This window comes from Parasphingorhabdus pacifica (assembly GCF_054779195.1).
In genome coordinates, this window is sequence record NZ_BAAGYS010000002.1 from 143898 (window position 1) to 160781 (window position 16884).

The window sequence follows — 16884 nt, forward strand, 5'->3', positions numbered from 1 at the left end:
CATGCTTTCCGGTCTGACCATCCGGGGACGCTGCCTGCTCGCCGCGGGCGTGGCCGCTGGACTGTGCGCTCTCGTGCTCGACGAGCGCGACCTGCTCCGGGTGGCGGTGTTCGTCGCGGTGCTGCCCCTGCTCGCGCTCGCTCTGGCGGGGCGCACCCGCTACGGGCTCACCGCCCGCCGCGAGATCGAGCCGACCCGGCTCCAGGTAGGCACGAAGGCCGCCGTCCGGCTACGCATCGGCGGCACCGGGCGGTTGCCCATCGGCGGGCTCCTGCTCGACGACGGCGTGCCGCACGCGCTGGGCGGGCGGCCGCACTTCCGCCTCGAGGCATCCGGCACCCGCACGACGGCGATGCTGGAGTACCCCGTCACCCCCGCCCTTCGCGGAATGCATCAGGTGGGACCGCTGCGCACGCGGATCGGCGATCCGTTCGGGCTCTGCGAGTTCGAACAGGAGCTGGCCGGCCGGAGTCGCCTCATCGCCCTGCCCCACATCACTCCCCTCGGCGACCTGCCGTCCGGTTCCGGTCTCGGCACCGACGAGGACGGGACCATCCGGGTTCGCTCGGGGCACGGGGAGGACGACATCACGGTGCGCCAGTACCGCCACGGTGACGAGCTGCGGCGCGTGCACTGGAAGAACACCGCTCGCCGGGACGAACTGATGGTGCGCGCGGAAGAACGCCCGTGGCACGGCGGAAGTACCGTCCTGCTGGACCGCAGGTCCGCCGCCCACCGGGGCACCGGCGCTCGATCCAGCGTCGAGTGGGGGATCTCGGCGGTAGCGAGCATCTGCACCCACCTGCACCAGCACGGACGGCAGGTTCGCCTGGTCACCGAGAACGGACAGGTACTGGCCGGCGGGTCGGATCCGTCCACCGGCGGGTCGGGCAACGAGGCCGCGCTCGACGCGTTGGCGGCGGTGCAGCCCACCGCGCAACGGGACCTCTCGTGTGGACGGGACCCCGGGAACGGGCAGGAACTCATCGCGGTTCTCGGCGCGACCACGGCGGTCGGAGTGGCGGAACTGACGAAGCTGCGACCGCAGGGAGCGCGGAGCCTCGCGCTGCTGCTCGACGTCCGCGCCTGGAACGGCGATGCCACGGACGGCGGGTTCGCCCCGGAGGCGACCGCCCGCAGGCTGCGGGCGGCGGGGTGGACGGTCGTGGTGGTCGACGGTCCCGGTTCGGCGGTGGCGACCGCCTGGTCCCAGCTGTGCCGAGCGAGCAGGCACGGGCAGTCCACGGAGGTGACGTCGTGATCCCCCGGACCGGCCGGACCTTCAACGTCTCCGTGATCACCACCCTCGCTGCCGCGCTGTCAGTGCTGTTGACCTCCGCCGCGCTCATGGGCGTGGTGGCCGACTTCCGCTGGGTGCCGCCGTCGATGCTGACCATCGGCCTGGTTGCGGGTGTCGGCGTGCTGGGCAGGCGATACCGCTGGTGGTCGGCACTGACCGTGCTGGCGCAGCTGACAGCCGTGCTCTACCTGCTCGGCGTCGTCTACTCCGGCGAAGCGCTGCTCGGCGTGCTGCCCGGTCCGAGCGCGGTGGTCGAGCTGACCGGCGTGGTCACCGAAGCGTTCGGGAGCCTTCGGGACGGGACACCACCGGTCGCCACCGACGCCGGCCTGCGTTGCCTGCTGGCGCTGGGTCTGGGGCTGGTCGCCGTGCTCGTGGACGCCATCGCCGTGTCCGCCGGGGTGCCCGCCGTGGCCGGGTTGGTTTTGCTGTGCGTGTTCGCGGTTCCGGCCTCGATGGCCGACCAGCTCCTGCCCTGGGGGGCCTTCGTATCGGGGGCGGCGGGTTTCGCCCTGCTGCTCACCTCTGGCGGGCAACATCGGCGCTGGAGCGGGCGCGAGCCCCGAGAGGCCGTGGTGCGCACCCTGCTCGGTTCGCACGGCGCGGCGGTGACGGCGACGGCGGTCGTGTTCGCCCTGATCATGGGTGCCGCCTTCACCGGTGTCGGCACCGAGGGCAGGCTTCCGGGATCCAGTCGGGACGATGACGGGTCGGCGACCGGCGGTATCGGTCTGCGGCCGTTCACCTCGTTGCGCGGCCAGCTCAATCGTGATCAGTCAGTCGATCTCTTCCGCGTGCGCGGCTTGCCGCACGACACATACCTGCGGGCGATGACGCTGCGGAAGTTCGAACCGGAACGAGGTTGGCAGCTCGAAGGGCTCACCAAAGGAGTCGGCACCGGAGCCGACCTTCCACTTCCCGAGGGAACCGACCGCGTGCAGGGTGACCCTGCCAGGGTGCGGATCGAACCGATCGGGTACCGGGATCCCTGGCTACCGGTGTTCGGCATTCCCACCAACGTCTCCGGGATGGGCGCGGACTGGCGCTATGACCCGGCGGCCGGGATCGTCTTCACCCAGACCCCGCAGGCGAGCAAGCCCTACACCGAAGATCTGATCCTGCCGGATCCCACTCCCGAGCAGTTGCGCCACGCACGAGGCCCGGTCGACGTGGACCCCGCCTACCTCGACATCCGGGGCATCCCGCCGAAGATCATCGATTTGGCCGAGAGGCTCACCTCCGATGACTCCACCAAGTTCGACCAGGCCGTCTCCCTCACCCGGTATTTCACCGACCCGGCCAACGGCTTCGTCTACGACCTGAACACGGCACCGCCCGCGGGCGGTGGTGCACTGTCGGACTTCCTGTTCCGGGGCAAGCGCGGCTTCTGCGAGCAGTACGCGTCCTCGCTGGCGGTGTTGTTGCGCTCGGTGGGCATCCCGTCCCGCGTGGCCGTGGGTTTCACCTCCGGTAGCCAGGAGGGGAACGAACGGATCATCACCACCAACGACGCCCACGCGTGGGTCGAGGCGTACTTCCCGGGCTACGGGTGGACGACGTTCGACCCGACGCCGCTGGACGACGGACGCGGGGCTCGGCCCGCACCCGGCGAGGAAGCCGCACCCGAGCAGCCCACACCTTCGAACGGCGCGGAACCGGGTCCGGCCCCCGAGCGATCGGCGGGCGATCCGGACGCGGGATCCGCGAACGGCGGCTCCGGAACCGGCCTGCTCGGTCCCGCCGTCGCGCTGCTGGTGCTACTGCTCGCGGTGTCGCTGGGACCGATCGGCATGCGGGAACTGCGCCGCAGGAGGCGACTGCACGCGGTCACCGAGGGCGCCCCCGGTGCGGCGGGAACCGCGTGGCACGAGGTGCTCGACGAATCACACGATCGGGGGAACCGGCCGTCCGCGTCGACAACCGCGCGGAAGGCGGCCGAGGGAATCGTGGAACGACACGGTCTGGACGAGTCCGGCGCCACCGCGATCCGCGCGCTGGTCGGTGCCGTCGAGCAGGAGTGGTACGGGCCGCCCGGCGTCTCCTCGGGAATCGATCTGCCGAATGTGCTCCACGAGATCGTGGGCAGCCTGCGACGGCACGAACCGCTCGACTGGCGAGCCAGGCTGTTGCCCCGCTCGGTCGTGGACCTCGGTGACAACCGCCCCTGACAACCACCCCTGACAACGAGGGGCCGGCCCACCAGCGGGCCCGATAACCGGAGCTGCCAAGCGGGCGCTGACAACCGGAGCTGAGCGGCGAGGCCCGACCGGCGGTGAGGCACCGGACGGCCATCGTCGGGCCGGAGAGCCTCAGGACGAGGACAGCCGACGGACGAGTCCCGCACACGGGAACAATCCGGGGAACGCACCCCGGCCTGGGCATGCCCGGAGACGTGAGAGACCCCGGACACGTAGTCGTCGACCGGCCCCGGACAGGGCCGGTCGACGACTACGCCATCGGAAATCGACTCAATGGTCGAAGCGCTTTCGGAAGCGCTCCTCCATCCGCTGCGCGAAGGAACTTCTCCCCGGTTCCGGCTTGTTCCGGCTCGCACCGGCCCCACCGGGGGGACTCTCTCCCTCCGCTTCCGACTCGGCGTCCTCCCCGCCACCACGCATCGCGGACAGGACGATCACTGCTCCGCCGAACATCACGAGGAAGCCGACCACGCTCACCACGGGGATATCGGCCGGCTTGACCGGTATCACCACGCCAAGCACCAGCAGGATCAACCCCAACGTGAAGACGGCGATGCCCTGCATGCGCCGACGTCTGGAAGGACGGTGCAACCGCCCTCCCCGCACGTTGGAGGCGAACTTCGGATCCTCGGCGTAGAGCGCGCGCTCGATCTGGTCGAGCAGTCGCTGCTCGTGCTCGGAGAGTGGCATGGCTCCTCCTCCGGCACTGGTGTCTGTAGTGGCGCCGGATACTCGGGCGGGGGCCGCTCGAGCTGGGAGTTCCGGCGAACGCTTGGGGGCGTCACCCACGAGGATACGGTTCGAGCGACGTGAGGACTACCCGGTCCTATGACGAACGCCGTGCCGGGTTGCCGACATCATCCTCTCGGGGCAAGGACGGCTCATTCGACCTGCCTATTGCGTGCAGCCGAGTCGCGATATCCCGTAGCGGAGAGTGAACGGCGGCGGCCTGTTCGAGCTCTTCCAATGACTCCGCGGCCCCGCCCGCGCTGTCGAAGACGGAACCCGGCACGAGATCGCTGAAGACCCCCTGCCCCTGGATGAGCTCGACCTCCAGACCCGCGTCACCGAGCACACGCATCAGCTGTTCGGAGTCGAACCGCCGTTGGACGGTGTCGGCCGCCGAATCGTCGAGCCTGCCGTCGGGGTGCCGGAACAACCGCAGCGCCTCCGGAACCCGGCCGGCGAGCGCCCGCGCGAGCACGGCCGCGTACCGGTTCGCCACGAGCACGGAGACCGCTCCACCCGGCGCCACGGCAGCAACGAGCGCCGCCAGCGCCGAGGGCGCGTCGTCGACGTACTCCAGCAGGCCGTGGCCGAGGACGAGATCCGCCCCGCCTTCCGGTGTGACCGGGTGCAGCGCGTCCGTGTCGCCCTGCAGCGCGGTGATCCGGTCCGCGACGAGGGCGTCCGCGGCGCGGCGTTGCAGCGTCGCCAACGCGTTGGGGCTGGGATCCACGACCGTGACCTGACACCCGGCCGAGGCCAGCGGAACCGCCCACACTCCGCTCCCGCCGCCGACGTCGAGCACCTGCGGCGATCGACCGCCGCGCCGTCGGCGGGCATCGGCGAGTTCGGCTTCCAGCACCCGGTGGACCGCGTCGGATCTCATGCCCGAAAGCGTAATGCCGGGTCAACCGACCCGTTCACCTGGCGTGGGATCACGGAATGCGCAGCAGCACACGCCACCCCCGCACCATTCCGTAGGCTACGGGCGTGCATACGGTGGCAGTGCTGAGTCTCAAGGGCGGCGTCGGCAAGACGACCGTGGTACTCGGTCTCGCGTCGGCGGCGATGCGCCGCGGGGCGCGGACCCTGGTCGTCGACCTCGATCCACAGTGCAACGCCACTGCCGCCCTCGAACCCGAGCAGACGGACCAGAGCCTCGTCGACGTGTTGTCCGATCCACGGCCGGAAGTCCTGCGGGCCGCGATCGCACCGAGCGGATGGGGTGATGAGGTCGATGTGCTGGTGGGGTCCGAGGACGCCGAATCGCACAACGGCGGGTTGGACGCCCGGAACCTCTCCCGCCTCACCGAAGCTCTGTCCGAATTGGACGACATCGGCGACGAGGACGAGCCGCCGTACCAGCTCGTGCTGTTGGACTGCCCACCATCGCTGGGGCGGCTGACCCGATCGGCGCTGGTGGCCGCCGGGCGCGCATTGCTCGTGACCGAACCGACGATCTTCGCGGTCTCCGGGGTGCAACGGGCGTTCGAAGCGGTCCAGGCCGAACGCACCGAGAACAACCCCGAGCTGCAACCGCTCGGGGTGGTGGTCAACCGGGTTCGGCCGCGCTCGCACGAGCACCAGTTCCGGATCGAGGAACTCCGGGAGATCTTCGGGCCGCTGGTGATGCCGGTCGCGCTACCGGACCGCTTGGCCGTCCAGCAGGCGCAGGGGGCGTGCCTGCCGATCCACCGGTGGGGCACGCCAGGCGCGCGCGAGGTCGCGCTGGCGTTCAACCTGCTGCTGGCGCGCGCCCTCCGCGCAGGCCGGTCCCGGCGTTACGAGTCGACCGAGTTCGACGCTGAGCCGGAGGACTTCGACGACGAGCTCGAAGCGGAAGCGTGAGCGACCGTGCCACCCGAGCACCGGACTCGCGGAACCGTGCCGAGCACCACGGCCGGGCGAAGGTGACCGGGCCGTGCCGGAAGGCGACACGGTTTTCCTGACCTGCCACCGGCTCCACGAGGCGTTGGCGGGCAGGACCCTCACGCACGGCGAGCTGCGACACCCCCGGCTGTCGACGGTGTCTCTCGACGGCTGGACCGTGCGGGCGGTGATACCGGTCGGCAAACACCTGCTGATCCGGTTCGACACGGACCGCACGCTGCACAGCCACCTGCGGATGGACGGTTCCTGGCACCTCTACTCGCCCGGCTCCCGGTGGCGACGCCCGGCGCATCAGGCACGGGCCGTGCTCTCGCACCCTCAACGCGTCGCTGTCGGCTTCAACGTGCACGACCTGCGGGTAATCCCCACCGACGACGAACATCGGCTCATCGGCCATCTGGGGCCCGATCTCCTGGCCCTGGACTGGAGCGGCGAGCACGCGGCCGAAGCCGTTCGTCGGCTGGGTTCCGACCCGGACCGCGAAATCGGGCTGGCGCTGCTGGACCAGACCGCGATGGCCGGCGTCGGGAACCTCTACAAGACCGAAGTCTGCTTCCTGCTCGGATGTTCACCGCGGACCCCCGTCGGGCGGGTCGATCTCACCGAAGCGGTACGCCGCTGCCGGGAACTGCTGCTGCGCAACGCGTGGCACCCGGAACAAACGACGACCGGAAATCCCCGCGCCAGCGCGCGTCACTGGGTGTACGAGCGCCGATTGTGCCTGCGGTGCGCCGGGCCCGTGGAGCGCGGTGTCCAAGGTCCCGACGACCGAGTCACCTACCGGTGCCCGCACTGCCAGCCGTGAAGCTTCGGCCGCGTTTCGGGAACTCGTCCGGGCGCGCAACGCGATCACGCCGGTCCGATGGGGAATGGCCGCCCCCGGATCATTCCGCCCGTCGCTCGTCGAGGGCGTCCACCACGCCGCGCAACACCGGATAACCCACCAGCACGGCCACCGACCCCCACACCACACCGGTCACTCGCAGGTCCCCGAGGGCCAGCGTCAGGTCACCCACCGCGGCGATCAGGGCCGTGCCCAGAACCGCGAGGTTGACCGGGTCGGCGAAGTCGACGCGGGCCTCCAGCCAGATCCGCGCCCCGACCAGCGCGAGTATGCCGAAGAGGATCAGGCTTGCCCCGCCCAGTACCGACAGCGGAATCGTGTTGAGCAGGGCGGCGAGCTTGGGGGAGAACGAGAGCACGATCGCCAGCAGGGCCGCCACCATGCACGCCGCCGTGGAGTAGACCCGCGTCGCGGCCATGACTCCGATGTTGGCCGCGTTCGTGCTCACCGCAGAGCCGCCCGCCGATCCGGACAGGGTCGTGGCGAGTCCGCCACCGATGAGCGCGTCGCCGACGCTACCGTCGAGGTTGCGCCCGGTGATGGCGGAGACCGCTTTGACGTGACCGACCGTTTGGGCCACCAGCACGAGGACCAGCGGCAGCACGAACGGCATCACCGACAGGTGCACCTGCGGTGCGATCAGATCGGGCAGCGCGAACCATGCGGCGTCCTGCAGGGCCGCCACCCGAGTGGCGTCCAACTCGCCCAGCGAGGCCGCGTAACCCCACCCGAGCAGCACACCGCACAGCACCGCCGTGCGGCAGAACATCCCGCGCGTGAGCACCGTTCCCAGCACGATCACCACGAGCGTGATCGCCGCGGCGCTCGGCTGCTTCTCGACCGACGACACCGCTTGGGGCGCCATGCTCAGGCCGAGCATGAGCACGATCGCGCCGGTCACCACCGGTGGCATCGCCGATTCGAGCAGTCGCACCCCGAGCGCCTTCACCGCGACACCGACCGCGACGACCACGAGGCCGACCACGATGATCCCGCCGAGTAGCGCGGCAGGACCGGCCGCGCCCCGCTCGGCGGCCGCACCGAGCGGCACGATGAACGCGAGCGAGGATCCCAGGTAGCTCGGCACCCGGTTGCGCGTCACGAGCAGGAACAACAACGTTCCCAGCCCGGAGAACAGCATCGTCGTCGCTACCGGAAATCCGGTCAGCAGCGGGACGAACGTCGTCGTGCCGAACATCGCCAGCAGGTGCTGCATTCCGAAGCCGACCGTTCGCGGCCAGCTCACTCGCTCCTCGGACCCTACGACGGCGTCGTTCCCCAAGGTTCGACCGTTGCCGTGCACGGTCCACAAGGCCACAATCTTCCTCCCCGACTTCCCCATTCACGCGGGGACATCGCCACTGCCTGTGGTGACCTTGGGAAGGTTACTATTCAGCATCGACGAATCAACCCGCCCCGGGTTGATTCGTGCAGATTTTTCGCGTCTGGTTGCCGAACGTCACATGGCGTTTTCAGATCCGGTTCCCGCCGACGTCGCGCTCCTGCGGTGACTCCTCCGGGGCCTCCGGCAGTGACTCGGGAGCATTGGCCCCGGAGACCTCGTGCAACGCCTTGGCGAGCCCGGCCAACCGGTCGGTGGCGTCCTGCATGAGGTGCTTCTGCTCCGGGGCGCTCGTCGCCGCTACCGCGCGTCCCGCGGCCGCGACCAGCCCTCCGTAACCGTCCACGCCCTCGTCCAGTTCCGAGCGCAACCGCACGACCTCCGCTTCCAGTTGCCCGCGATCGGCGACCGGCGAGTGCGGAACGACGGCCTCCACGGCCGTCACCTTGGTCGCGACCTCTCGCAACGCGCTCGCGATGCCGTCAGCGGCGGAACGCGCATCGCTCGCCGCCTCACCGCCCGCGCCGGTCGACGAGAGCTGTCCCAGCACCTCGTGCAGGCTCTGCTCCGCGTCCCGCAACCGCCGCATCGGTTCGAAGGCGGCCGAGCCACGAACGGGAAGCTCCACCGGCTCCGGCGCAGCGGCCGGCAGCGGAGTGCGCTTCAACCTGCGGTACTTGACCGCCCCGGCGATCGTGGCCGCGCCGGAGGCCACCGCGACCGTTCCCAGCGCGAAACCGCCCAGATCGAGCGCCGCCCCGAGCGCAGCCGGGTCCTGAATGCCCAGCAGCGACGGCGAGAACGACACAGCCGATCCCGCACCGAACGTTCCGGTCGCCGTCGCACCGGCCACTGTGCCCTGCTTGGCCCGCTTGCGCCGACGCAACAGCCGCTCACGCGGATCGCGCCACCGCGCGATCCGCTTGCGGACACCCGTCAAGACGGGACCGCGCAACTGCCGCAGCGCGGTATCCCCCAACTCGGCGAGTTCGTTCTTGCGCGGCCGCATTTCGCCTCTCAGGCTTGCCCGGTCTGCGGGTTCTGCTGCTGCTGCGGCTGGGTCGCGGGCTCGGCAGCCTCGTTGCCGGTGGTCTGCTGGCCGCCGGTCACCTGCTGCTGCTCACCACCACCCATCGAAGCGCGCAGCTGTGCCAGCCTGCTCTGCCCGGCAGCGTCCACCGACGCCTGCTCGACCTCCAGCATCCGGCCCTGCGTGCTGTCCTTCGCGAGCTCCGCCTGGCCGAGGGCCGTCGAGTAACGGTTCTCGATCTTGTCGCGAACCTCATCCAGCGACGGCGTGCTACCAGGCGCGGAGACCTCGGTCATCTGCTGCAGCGAGCTCGACACCTGTTCCTGCATCTTGGCCTGCTCGAGCTGGCTGAGCAGCTTCGTGCGCTCCGCGATCTTCTGCTGCAACACCTGGGAGTTGCGCTCGACCGCCTGCTTGGCCTGCTCAGCGGCACCCAGCGACTGGTCGTGCAGCGCCTTGAGGTCTTCGACGCCCTGCTCGGCGGTCACCAGCTGGCCCGCCAGGTGCGAGGCGGTCTCCTCGTACTTCTGCGCCTTCTGCTCGTCACCTTCGGCCCGGGCCTGGTCCGCCATCGTCAGCGACTGCCGCGCGGACTGCTGCAGCTTCTCGACCTCTCCGAGCTGGCGGTTGAGCTTCATTTCCAGCTGCCGCTGGTTTCCGATCACCGACGCGGCCTGCTGCGAAAGGGTCTGGTGCTGCCGCTGCGCCTCTTCGATGGCCTGCTGGATCTGCACCTTCGGGTCCGCGTGTTCGTCGACCTTGGACGAGAAGGACGCCATCAGGTACTTCCAGGCCTTCACGAACGGATTGGCCATCTCCTCCGCCTGCTTTCTTCTCATGCGTCGGGCCGCACGTGCGCCGGTTGCCTCACGTGCCTCAAGTGTGCCTGCTCGATCCATCGTCTCAGGTCGCTTTGCCCGGTTCTACCAGAACCGGACCGAACGCCAGGAGGTTTTCCCAGGAGGATCGAACCAGTCACACATGATCGAACCAGGGACCCGACGCAGCTGAACGTCCGGGGTCCCCCGCTCGACGGCCGGAGGGCACCGGACCCGCGGGGCCCACATATCCCGGAGAGCATCGACCGCGGACCATCGCACCGGAAACCCGGACCGGCGGCCGCACACGCGACCGCCGGGATGTCATTCGCTCAGGCCGCCACCACGACACCGCCGGAGGTCCGCGGTGGCGCGCTGATCCGCTGGCTGAGCACGGGCTGCAACCGCAGGTCGCCCTCCTCCGAGCTCACCCGGGCGTCGCCTGCCCGTGCCTCGGCACCGGCAAGCTCTCCGTCGGGCAGATCGGTGTCGGCCAGCTCGGTACCGATCAGGCTCGGCACCAACGAACCACCGTCGATCTCGGCCGGGGTAGCCGGCTCGACGACGCCTGGGGTCAGCACCGGTTCCGAACCGTCGAGATCGCCGGCCACGGTCACCAGCAGCTCCGGCAACGGCAAGTCCAAAGCACCGCAAATCGAGGAGAGCAGTTCGCTCGACGCCTCCTTGCGTCCGCGCTCGACCTCCGACAGGTAGCCGAGGCTCACCCTGGCGGCGCGCGAGACGTCCCGCAGCGTACGAGACTGAGCGGTCCGGGCGCGGCGCAGTCGTTCACCGACCGCCTCCCGTAGCAATACGGTCATCGCGCGCCTCCCTTCTTCTTCGCCTACATCGTGCGCTACGCGTCAACGCTCTCCACGTTACTCATCGCAACGGCTCGGCGAGAGTGATCGGCTCCAAGTCCGCCGAGGGCGAACGTCCGTTCCGCCGCTGCCGCAGGTGCGATCGAGCGAGCGTCTTCAATGTGTTTTCTCAGTTCACGGATCCTTCCAGGCGTACCTGCACAGTCAACGAAGCAGGTCCTCGAAGTGTTCCAACGCCACTCGAACGGCGGCAGCCCGCACCGCGTGCCGATCACCCTCATGACGCACGGTCCGTACCGAAGTGCGTTCCGGACCGGCGATACCGATGTGCACCGTTCCGGGCTCGACACCGTCCTGCCGGTCCGGACCGGCGACGCCCGTCAGTCCGATCCCCCAGTCCGCCCGGCACCGCGACCGGACACCGTCCGCGAGCGATTCCGCCACCAGCGGGTGCACCGCCCCGTGCTCAGCCAGCAAGCCGCGATCCACGCCCAGCAGATCGGCCTTGAGCTCGGTGGCGTACACGATCATGCCACCGCGCACGACGGCGCTCGCACCGGCCACATCGGTCAGTGCTGCCGAGAGCAGTCCGGCGGTCAGCGACTCCGCCGTCGCCACCGTCTCACCGCGCTGCTGCAGCGCCTCCAGCACCGCCCGCACCCGTTGTTCGGGCACTCCCAGCGCCTCGATCATGAATCATGCCGTTTCCGGGCGCGCCTGCCCACTGCCCGCAGCCGGACGGCCCGGACCACGTAGTCGAGCCCGGTCGCCACGGTGGCCAGCACCGCGGCCCCCATGACCGTCCATCGAACCAGGTCACCGCCGTCGCCGAGCGGAACCAGGTAGAGCCCGATCGCGACCGCCTGCAACAGGGCCTTGAGCTTGCCGCCGCGACTCGCCGGGATCACGCCGTGCCGGATGACCCAGAACCGCAGCAACGTCACCAGCAGCTCTCGCGCGATGATGACCCCGGTGATCCACCACGACAGATCGCCGAGCAGGCTGAGGCCGATCAAGGCGGCGCCGGTCAGCGCCTTGTCCGCGATCGGGTCCGCGATCTTGCCGAATTCGGTCACCAGCCCGCGCTTGCGAGCGAGGTCCCCGTCGATCCGGTCGGTGATCGAAGCCACGAGGAAGACCGCCGTGGCCACCCACCGCCACAGCACGTTGTCCCCGTCGTCCCAGAGCAGTGCCAGCAGGAAGAACGGCACCAGAACGAGCCGGGACATGGTCAGCACGTTGGCGATGTTCAGCAGTGGCACAGCGGACGTATTACGCCCGCCTGCAGCGGCGGGACCGGATGCCGCACTCTCCGCCGTCATGGACTCTCCCCCGACTGTTCGTACTCTGACCGACCGCCCCGACGCGCCACGAGATCCACATCCTCGCCGACGACGCGGCAGTGCAGCACGGTACCGACCGTGACATTCCCGGCACCATCGACCAGACATGCACCATCGCTCCCGGCACTCCGATGCTCGACACGCCCGGCGCGTTCATCGTCTCGCGCACACCCGCTCCGGGCGGGTGCGCGCCCGTCGGATCCGATCCGGCCCTCGACCCGCCTGCCTGCCCGATCCGGTTCGTGCGGTGTTCGCGCGAACTCGCACGGGCCGACTTCGGCGAGCGCGCGGCCGCGCAGGGCCGTGGCGACGTGCCGAGGTGACATGCGCTGAGCCTAGCGGGCGCTCCGCGGATGTAGTCGCTCGCACACCTTCAAGGACACCCGTTCACGGAGGATACGGGCCGCGGCGCGCGCCGGACGGAGACGGGCGGAGGGTGTCGCGCGCACGCGCGTTAGCGGTTAACATGCTTCCATGCATGGCTATGCATCCGAAGAAATATTGATTCGTCGAGCCCGGATCGGCGACGTCCGGACCATCAAAGAACTGGTCGACACCTACGCGGGCGGAGTTCTGCTCGAGAAAGAGCTCGTCACCCTCTACGAGCACGTCCAGGAGTTCTGGGTGGCCGAGCAGCACCTTCCCGATCACCGACCGCGCCTGGTGGGGTGCGGCGCCCTGCACGTGCTCTGGGAAGACCTCGCGGAGATCCGCACGGTCGCCGTGGACCCCGCCGCACGCGGCCACGGCGTCGGCCACGGGGTCGTGCGCAAGCTCGTCGAACTGGCCGAGGAACTCGGCCTGACCCGGATCTTCGTCCTCACCTTCGAGACCTCGTTCTTCGCGCGGCACGGGTTCCGGCCGATCGACGGCGCACCCGTCAGTCCCGAGGTGTACGCCGAGATGCGCCGCTCCGCCGACGAGGGCGTCGCCGAGTTCCTCGACCTGCCCTACGTCAAGCCGAACACGCTCGGCAACACCCGCATGCTGCTCGAACTCGACGACGGGTAGCCCGCCGACCGACAGGGGCACGAACCGGGGAATTCGCCACGACGCGCCGGGAAGGGCACCGGAAATCGGCCTGCGCACGGATACAACGCGGAGAGCAGAGCCGACCGAGAAGGAGCTCCCGTGGCCCGCAGCGCCTCCCGCCGCTTCCACCCCCTCGCCGGTGCCCTCACGGCCGCTACAGCCCTGCTGCTGGCCGCTGGAACCGCGCACGCCGACTTCGACCCGGACGATCTGGAAGAGATCACCGACGAGTACCTGTTCGACTACTCGCTCCCCCGCTTCGCCGCCACCCGCGCCCAGCGGCCGCACGCCGACCGGCTCGACTGGTCCTCGGACGGTTGCTCGCTGTCCCCGGACGAACCGTTCGGGTACGAGTTCACCGACAGCTGCCACCGGCACGACTTCGGCTACCGCAACTACACCGTCCAGCAGCGCTTCACCGAGGAGAACCGGCTGGACATCGACGACAACTTCAGGTCCGACATGCACTCCATCTGTGCAGGCGCCGAACCGCTGTGCCACGGAACTGCGGAGGTCTACTACTGGGCGGTGCGCGAGTTCGGCGGAGTCGCGACCTCCACCGCCGAGGCCATCGAACAGGCCGAGATCCGGCCCGTGACCGACCGCGCGGGCCGCCAGGTCGCCTGGGACGCCACCGACCGGAACGGCGACGTCGTCCACTTCCGGTTGCCGCACTGACGCCGTCACGCACACCGCGCGACCCGGAACCTCCGCCACCGTGCCGAAAACACTCGCTCGGTCCATGCGGTTCCACCCGTTCGGGTGGGTAACGTGCCCCACACGGAGGTATACCACCTCAACGAGGGAAGGACGGTAATCGCATGGTGCGACGGCAGGTACCCCGATGGTCGGAACTTCGTCCGCTGCTCCGGTTCGCCCCGCCGAACTTCAACCCCACCGAAAGGCGGCTGGCCGGAGCCCACACCATCGGTGATCTGAGATCCATCGCCCTGCGCCGAACCCCTCGCGCGGTCTTCGACTACACCGACGGAGCCGCCGAGAGCGAGACCAGCCTCCGGCGGGCTCGGGGAGCCTTCCGCAACGTCGAATTCCACCCGAACGTGCTGCGGGACGTGTCGACCGTGGACACTTCGCGGAAGGTACTGGGCCGCACATCGACACTGCCGTTCTCGCTCGCCCCCACCGGGTTCACCCGGATGATGAACCACGAGGGCGAGCCCGCCGTCGCCCGCGTCGCCGAGCGGACAGGCATCCCCTACGGGCTGTCCACGATGGGCACCACCTCCATCGAGGACACCGCGACCGCGGCCCCGGACGCCCGCAAGTGGTTCCAGCTCTACGTGTGGCGCGACCGCGAGGCGGGCCGCGACCTGGTCCAGCGCGCCAAGGATTCCGGCTACGAGGCGCTGATGCTCACCGTGGACACCCCGGTGGGGGGCGCTCGGATGCGCGACGTCCGTAACGGCCTGACCATTCCGCCCAGCCTCACGTTGAAGACGGTTCTCGACGGGGCGATGCACCCGGCCTGGTGGTTCAACCTGCTCACCACCGAGCCGCTCTCGTTCGCCTCGTTCTCCCGCTGGGAAGGGACCGTGGCCGAACTGATCAACGAGATGTTCGATCCCTCGCTGACCTTCGCCGACCTGGAATGGCTGCGCGGCATCTGGGACGGGCCACTGATCATCAAGGGCATCCAGAATTCCGCCGACGCCGGACGGGTCGTCGATCTGGGGGCCGACGCTGTGGTCCTGTCCAACCACGGCGGCCGCCAGCTGGACCGGGCCCCGACCATGCTCGAACTGCTGCCGAGGGTTCGCGACGCGGTCGGCGACCGCGCGGAGGTCATGTTGGACACCGGCATCCTCAACGGCGCCGACATCGTCGCCGCCCTCGCGCGCGGAGCGGATTCGTGCCTGGTCGGCCGGGCCTACCTTTACGGGTTGATGGCAGGCGGCGAGCGCGGGGCGCAGCGAGCGGTGGACATCCTGCGCACCGAGATCGTCCGCACGATGCAGCTGCTCGGGGTCTCCTCCCTCGACCAGCTCGACACGAGCCACGCCACGCTCCGCGCCTGATTCCGCCGCCCGGCCCGGTACCGAAATCGCCGTTCGGTACCGGGCCGCCGCCGGTCTCGTCCGCGCGGGCAGCGGGTCAGCGAGCTGTGCGGGGATCGAGCGGCTGCGGCGTCGCGGAGACCCCCGCGTTCGACCCGATGGGGCCGGTCGCGAAGAACGCCTCGCAGGGACCGCCGATGTACTTCTCGTAGTCGGTGGTGATGTGCACGACCGAAGCACCGTCCCGGGTGGGCACCATCGAGGGGCTGAAGTTCCGGCAGGTGCTGCCCTCGTTGTGGCTGATCCGCACCGGAGCCGGGAATTCCCGCCAACCGGACGAGAGGTCCGACGGGTCGTCGTTGACCATCAGCGTCTTGCCGTTGCCCGGCGCGAAACCACCGTCGTCGTTTCCGAGCATCTGGTAGGCCAGCAGCAGCCGCCCGTTCGGTCCGTCCCCGGGAGCCCACGCGATCGTCGGCGTACCGAGCGGTTGGGTGCCCGACTCCGAAACGATCTCGGTGCCCAGGTCGTACGGATCTCCCCAGTCCCAGCCGTCGCGGGAGGTGCGCATCCACACGGTGCAGGTGTGCACCGGGTCGTAATTGCACACCTCGTAGACCATCACGTAGGTGCCGTCGGGAAGCCGTCGAATACCGGACATTCCGGGGCGGACCGTGAATTCGTCGTTTTTCACCGTATCTTCGGGTTCGGTCCAGTTGATCCCGTCCCGAGAACGCACCTGCACCAGTCTCTGATCGTGTTCGGAACCCATGTCGTCGGAATAGAAGGCGACCAGATCGCCCTGCTCGGAAACGGTGAACTCGGGTTCCCAGATTCCCGGTCCGACCCCGGCGGTGGCGACGTTCGAAACGAATTCCCAACTGCGGCCGTGGTCATCGCTGCGCCACAGCCGGATGCTGCTCCGGCGTTCGTCCTCGTCGGCGCCGATGCCCGCGGTGCCCGCCCACAGGAGGGTTCCGGCTGGCATGTCGCCGACCCGTTCGGGCAGCTCGTAGAGCGACGAGCAGCACATGCCCTCGGCGTTCTCGCCCGCGGGATCGCGAATCTCGCCGACCTGCTCGAACGTCGCGCCGTCGTCCCAACTCTCGTAGAAAACAGCACGTCCGGCGTTGTCCACATAGGTCGTCATGCTGGCAAGGATGCGACCGTTGGCGAGACCGCCGTGCTCCAGCCGGACCAGCCGCGGGTAGCTGCTGCCGCCCTGGCGGAACATCTCGCCCTTCTCCACGTCCGTCGCCCCGGCATCCCCCTCGGTCGGCGGCGCCGCCCCGGAAGCCACCTGGTGGCCGCCTGTCACCAGCACCGCGGACAGCGCGATGGCCAGGCACGCCCGAACCTTCCTGCCGTTCATTCCGAAACCTCTCGTGCGGCGTCTCCGGTGCCGACGAAACCGATTCGACGTCAGCAAGCGGCGAATATATCGCACAAGATCGGACGTGAAACCGTTCCACGCATTCCATTCGGGGCAATCGGATCACGACGAACGGAGCAACGTCCGCCCGAT

Annotated in this window: 17 protein-coding genes; 8 read left to right on the forward strand and 9 right to left on the reverse strand. The window is 69.5% G+C overall.

What is annotated here, in order from left to right:
- Window position 1: 1 nt before the first annotated feature.
- Window positions 2–1261 (forward strand): DUF58 domain-containing protein, encoded by a 1260-nt coding sequence (locus ACYVAN_RS00620; protein WP_460954411.1) that lies wholly within the window; start codon window positions 2–4, stop codon window positions 1259–1261.
- Window positions 1258–3468 carry a transglutaminase family protein gene (locus tag ACYVAN_RS00625; RefSeq protein WP_460954413.1) on the forward strand — a complete coding sequence of 737 codons (2211 nt, stop codon included), beginning with the start codon at window positions 1258–1260 and terminating at the stop codon, window positions 3466–3468. Before ACYVAN_RS00620 ends, ACYVAN_RS00625 begins: the two co-directional genes overlap by 4 nt.
- 300 nt (window positions 3469–3768) lie before the next feature.
- Here ACYVAN_RS00625 and ACYVAN_RS00630 read toward each other — a convergent pair whose 3' ends face one another.
- Both ACYVAN_RS00630 and ACYVAN_RS00635 read right to left on the reverse strand, forming a co-directional pair.
- Window positions 3769–4188, reverse strand: a complete 420-nt coding sequence (locus tag ACYVAN_RS00630; protein ID WP_460954415.1) for a DUF3040 domain-containing protein — start codon at window positions 4186–4188, stop codon at window positions 3769–3771.
- A gap of 136 nt (window positions 4189–4324) precedes the next feature.
- Window positions 4325–5110, reverse strand: coding sequence for a methyltransferase domain-containing protein (locus ACYVAN_RS00635; RefSeq protein WP_460954417.1), 786 nt, complete (start codon window positions 5108–5110; stop codon window positions 4325–4327).
- Window positions 5111–5214: 104 nt separating this feature from the next.
- Here ACYVAN_RS00635 and ACYVAN_RS00640 point away from each other — a divergent pair, with 104 nt between their 5' ends.
- Together ACYVAN_RS00640 and ACYVAN_RS00645 are read left to right on the forward strand one after the other, a co-directional pair.
- Entirely contained in the window at window positions 5215–6072 is an 858-nt protein-coding gene (locus ACYVAN_RS00640) for a ParA family protein (protein WP_460954419.1), read from the forward strand.
- A gap of 73 nt (window positions 6073–6145) precedes the next feature.
- Window positions 6146–6919, forward strand: a complete 774-nt coding sequence (locus tag ACYVAN_RS00645; RefSeq protein WP_460954421.1) for a DNA-formamidopyrimidine glycosylase family protein — start codon at window positions 6146–6148, stop codon at window positions 6917–6919.
- Window positions 6920–6998: 79 nt separating this feature from the next.
- On the opposite strand, the gene ACYVAN_RS00650 is transcribed toward ACYVAN_RS00645, so the two are convergent.
- The 6 genes from ACYVAN_RS00650 to pgsA all read right to left on the reverse strand — a co-directional run bounded on the left by ACYVAN_RS00650 (window position 6999) and on the right by pgsA (window position 12291).
- On the reverse strand, window positions 6999–8204 hold the full coding sequence (locus ACYVAN_RS00650) for a uracil-xanthine permease family protein (protein ID WP_460954423.1): 1206 nt from the start codon (window positions 8202–8204) through the stop codon (window positions 6999–7001).
- Window positions 8205–8430: 226 nt separating this feature from the next.
- Window positions 8431–9309, reverse strand: coding sequence for a phage shock envelope stress response protein PspM (gene pspM, locus ACYVAN_RS00655; RefSeq protein WP_460954425.1), 879 nt, complete (start codon window positions 9307–9309; stop codon window positions 8431–8433).
- Between the two features lie 8 nt (window positions 9310–9317).
- Entirely contained in the window at window positions 9318–10145 is an 828-nt protein-coding gene (locus tag ACYVAN_RS00660; protein ID WP_460955261.1) for a PspA/IM30 family protein, read from the reverse strand.
- A 335-nt stretch (window positions 10146–10480) separates the two neighbouring features.
- Window positions 10481–10969: a helix-turn-helix domain-containing protein gene (locus tag ACYVAN_RS00665; RefSeq protein WP_460954427.1), complete on the reverse strand. Its 489-nt coding sequence runs from the start codon at window positions 10967–10969 to the stop codon at window positions 10481–10483.
- A gap of 204 nt (window positions 10970–11173) precedes the next feature.
- On the reverse strand, window positions 11174–11662 hold the full coding sequence (locus tag ACYVAN_RS00670) for a CinA family protein (protein ID WP_460954430.1): 489 nt from the start codon (window positions 11660–11662) through the stop codon (window positions 11174–11176).
- Window positions 11659–12291 carry a CDP-diacylglycerol--glycerol-3-phosphate 3-phosphatidyltransferase gene (gene pgsA / locus ACYVAN_RS00675; protein ID WP_460954432.1) on the reverse strand — a complete coding sequence of 211 codons (633 nt, stop codon included), beginning with the start codon at window positions 12289–12291 and terminating at the stop codon, window positions 11659–11661. Before pgsA ends, ACYVAN_RS00670 begins: the two co-directional genes overlap by 4 nt.
- An 80-nt stretch (window positions 12292–12371) precedes the next feature.
- Between pgsA and ACYVAN_RS00680 the strand changes: the two genes are divergently transcribed.
- The 4 genes from ACYVAN_RS00680 (at window position 12372) to ACYVAN_RS00695 (ending at window position 15380) form a co-directional block, all read left to right on the forward strand.
- Complete coding sequence (locus ACYVAN_RS00680) at window positions 12372–12635, forward strand: hypothetical protein (protein ID WP_460954434.1); 264 nt, start codon at window positions 12372–12374, stop codon at window positions 12633–12635.
- Between the two features lie 151 nt (window positions 12636–12786).
- Window positions 12787–13323, forward strand: coding sequence for an amino-acid N-acetyltransferase (locus ACYVAN_RS00685; protein WP_460954436.1), 537 nt, complete (start codon window positions 12787–12789; stop codon window positions 13321–13323).
- A gap of 120 nt (window positions 13324–13443) precedes the next feature.
- Window positions 13444–14022, forward strand: a complete 579-nt coding sequence (locus tag ACYVAN_RS00690) for a phospholipase (protein WP_460954438.1) — start codon at window positions 13444–13446, stop codon at window positions 14020–14022.
- A 143-nt stretch (window positions 14023–14165) separates the two neighbouring features.
- On the forward strand, window positions 14166–15380 hold the full coding sequence (locus ACYVAN_RS00695; protein ID WP_460954440.1) for an alpha-hydroxy acid oxidase: 1215 nt from the start codon (window positions 14166–14168) through the stop codon (window positions 15378–15380).
- Window positions 15381–15456: 76 nt separating this feature from the next.
- On the opposite strand, the gene ACYVAN_RS00700 is transcribed toward ACYVAN_RS00695, so the two are convergent.
- Window positions 15457–16731: a sialidase family protein gene (locus tag ACYVAN_RS00700; RefSeq protein ID WP_460954442.1), complete on the reverse strand. Its 1275-nt coding sequence runs from the start codon at window positions 16729–16731 to the stop codon at window positions 15457–15459.
- Between the last annotated feature and the right edge of the window lie 153 nt (window positions 16732–16884).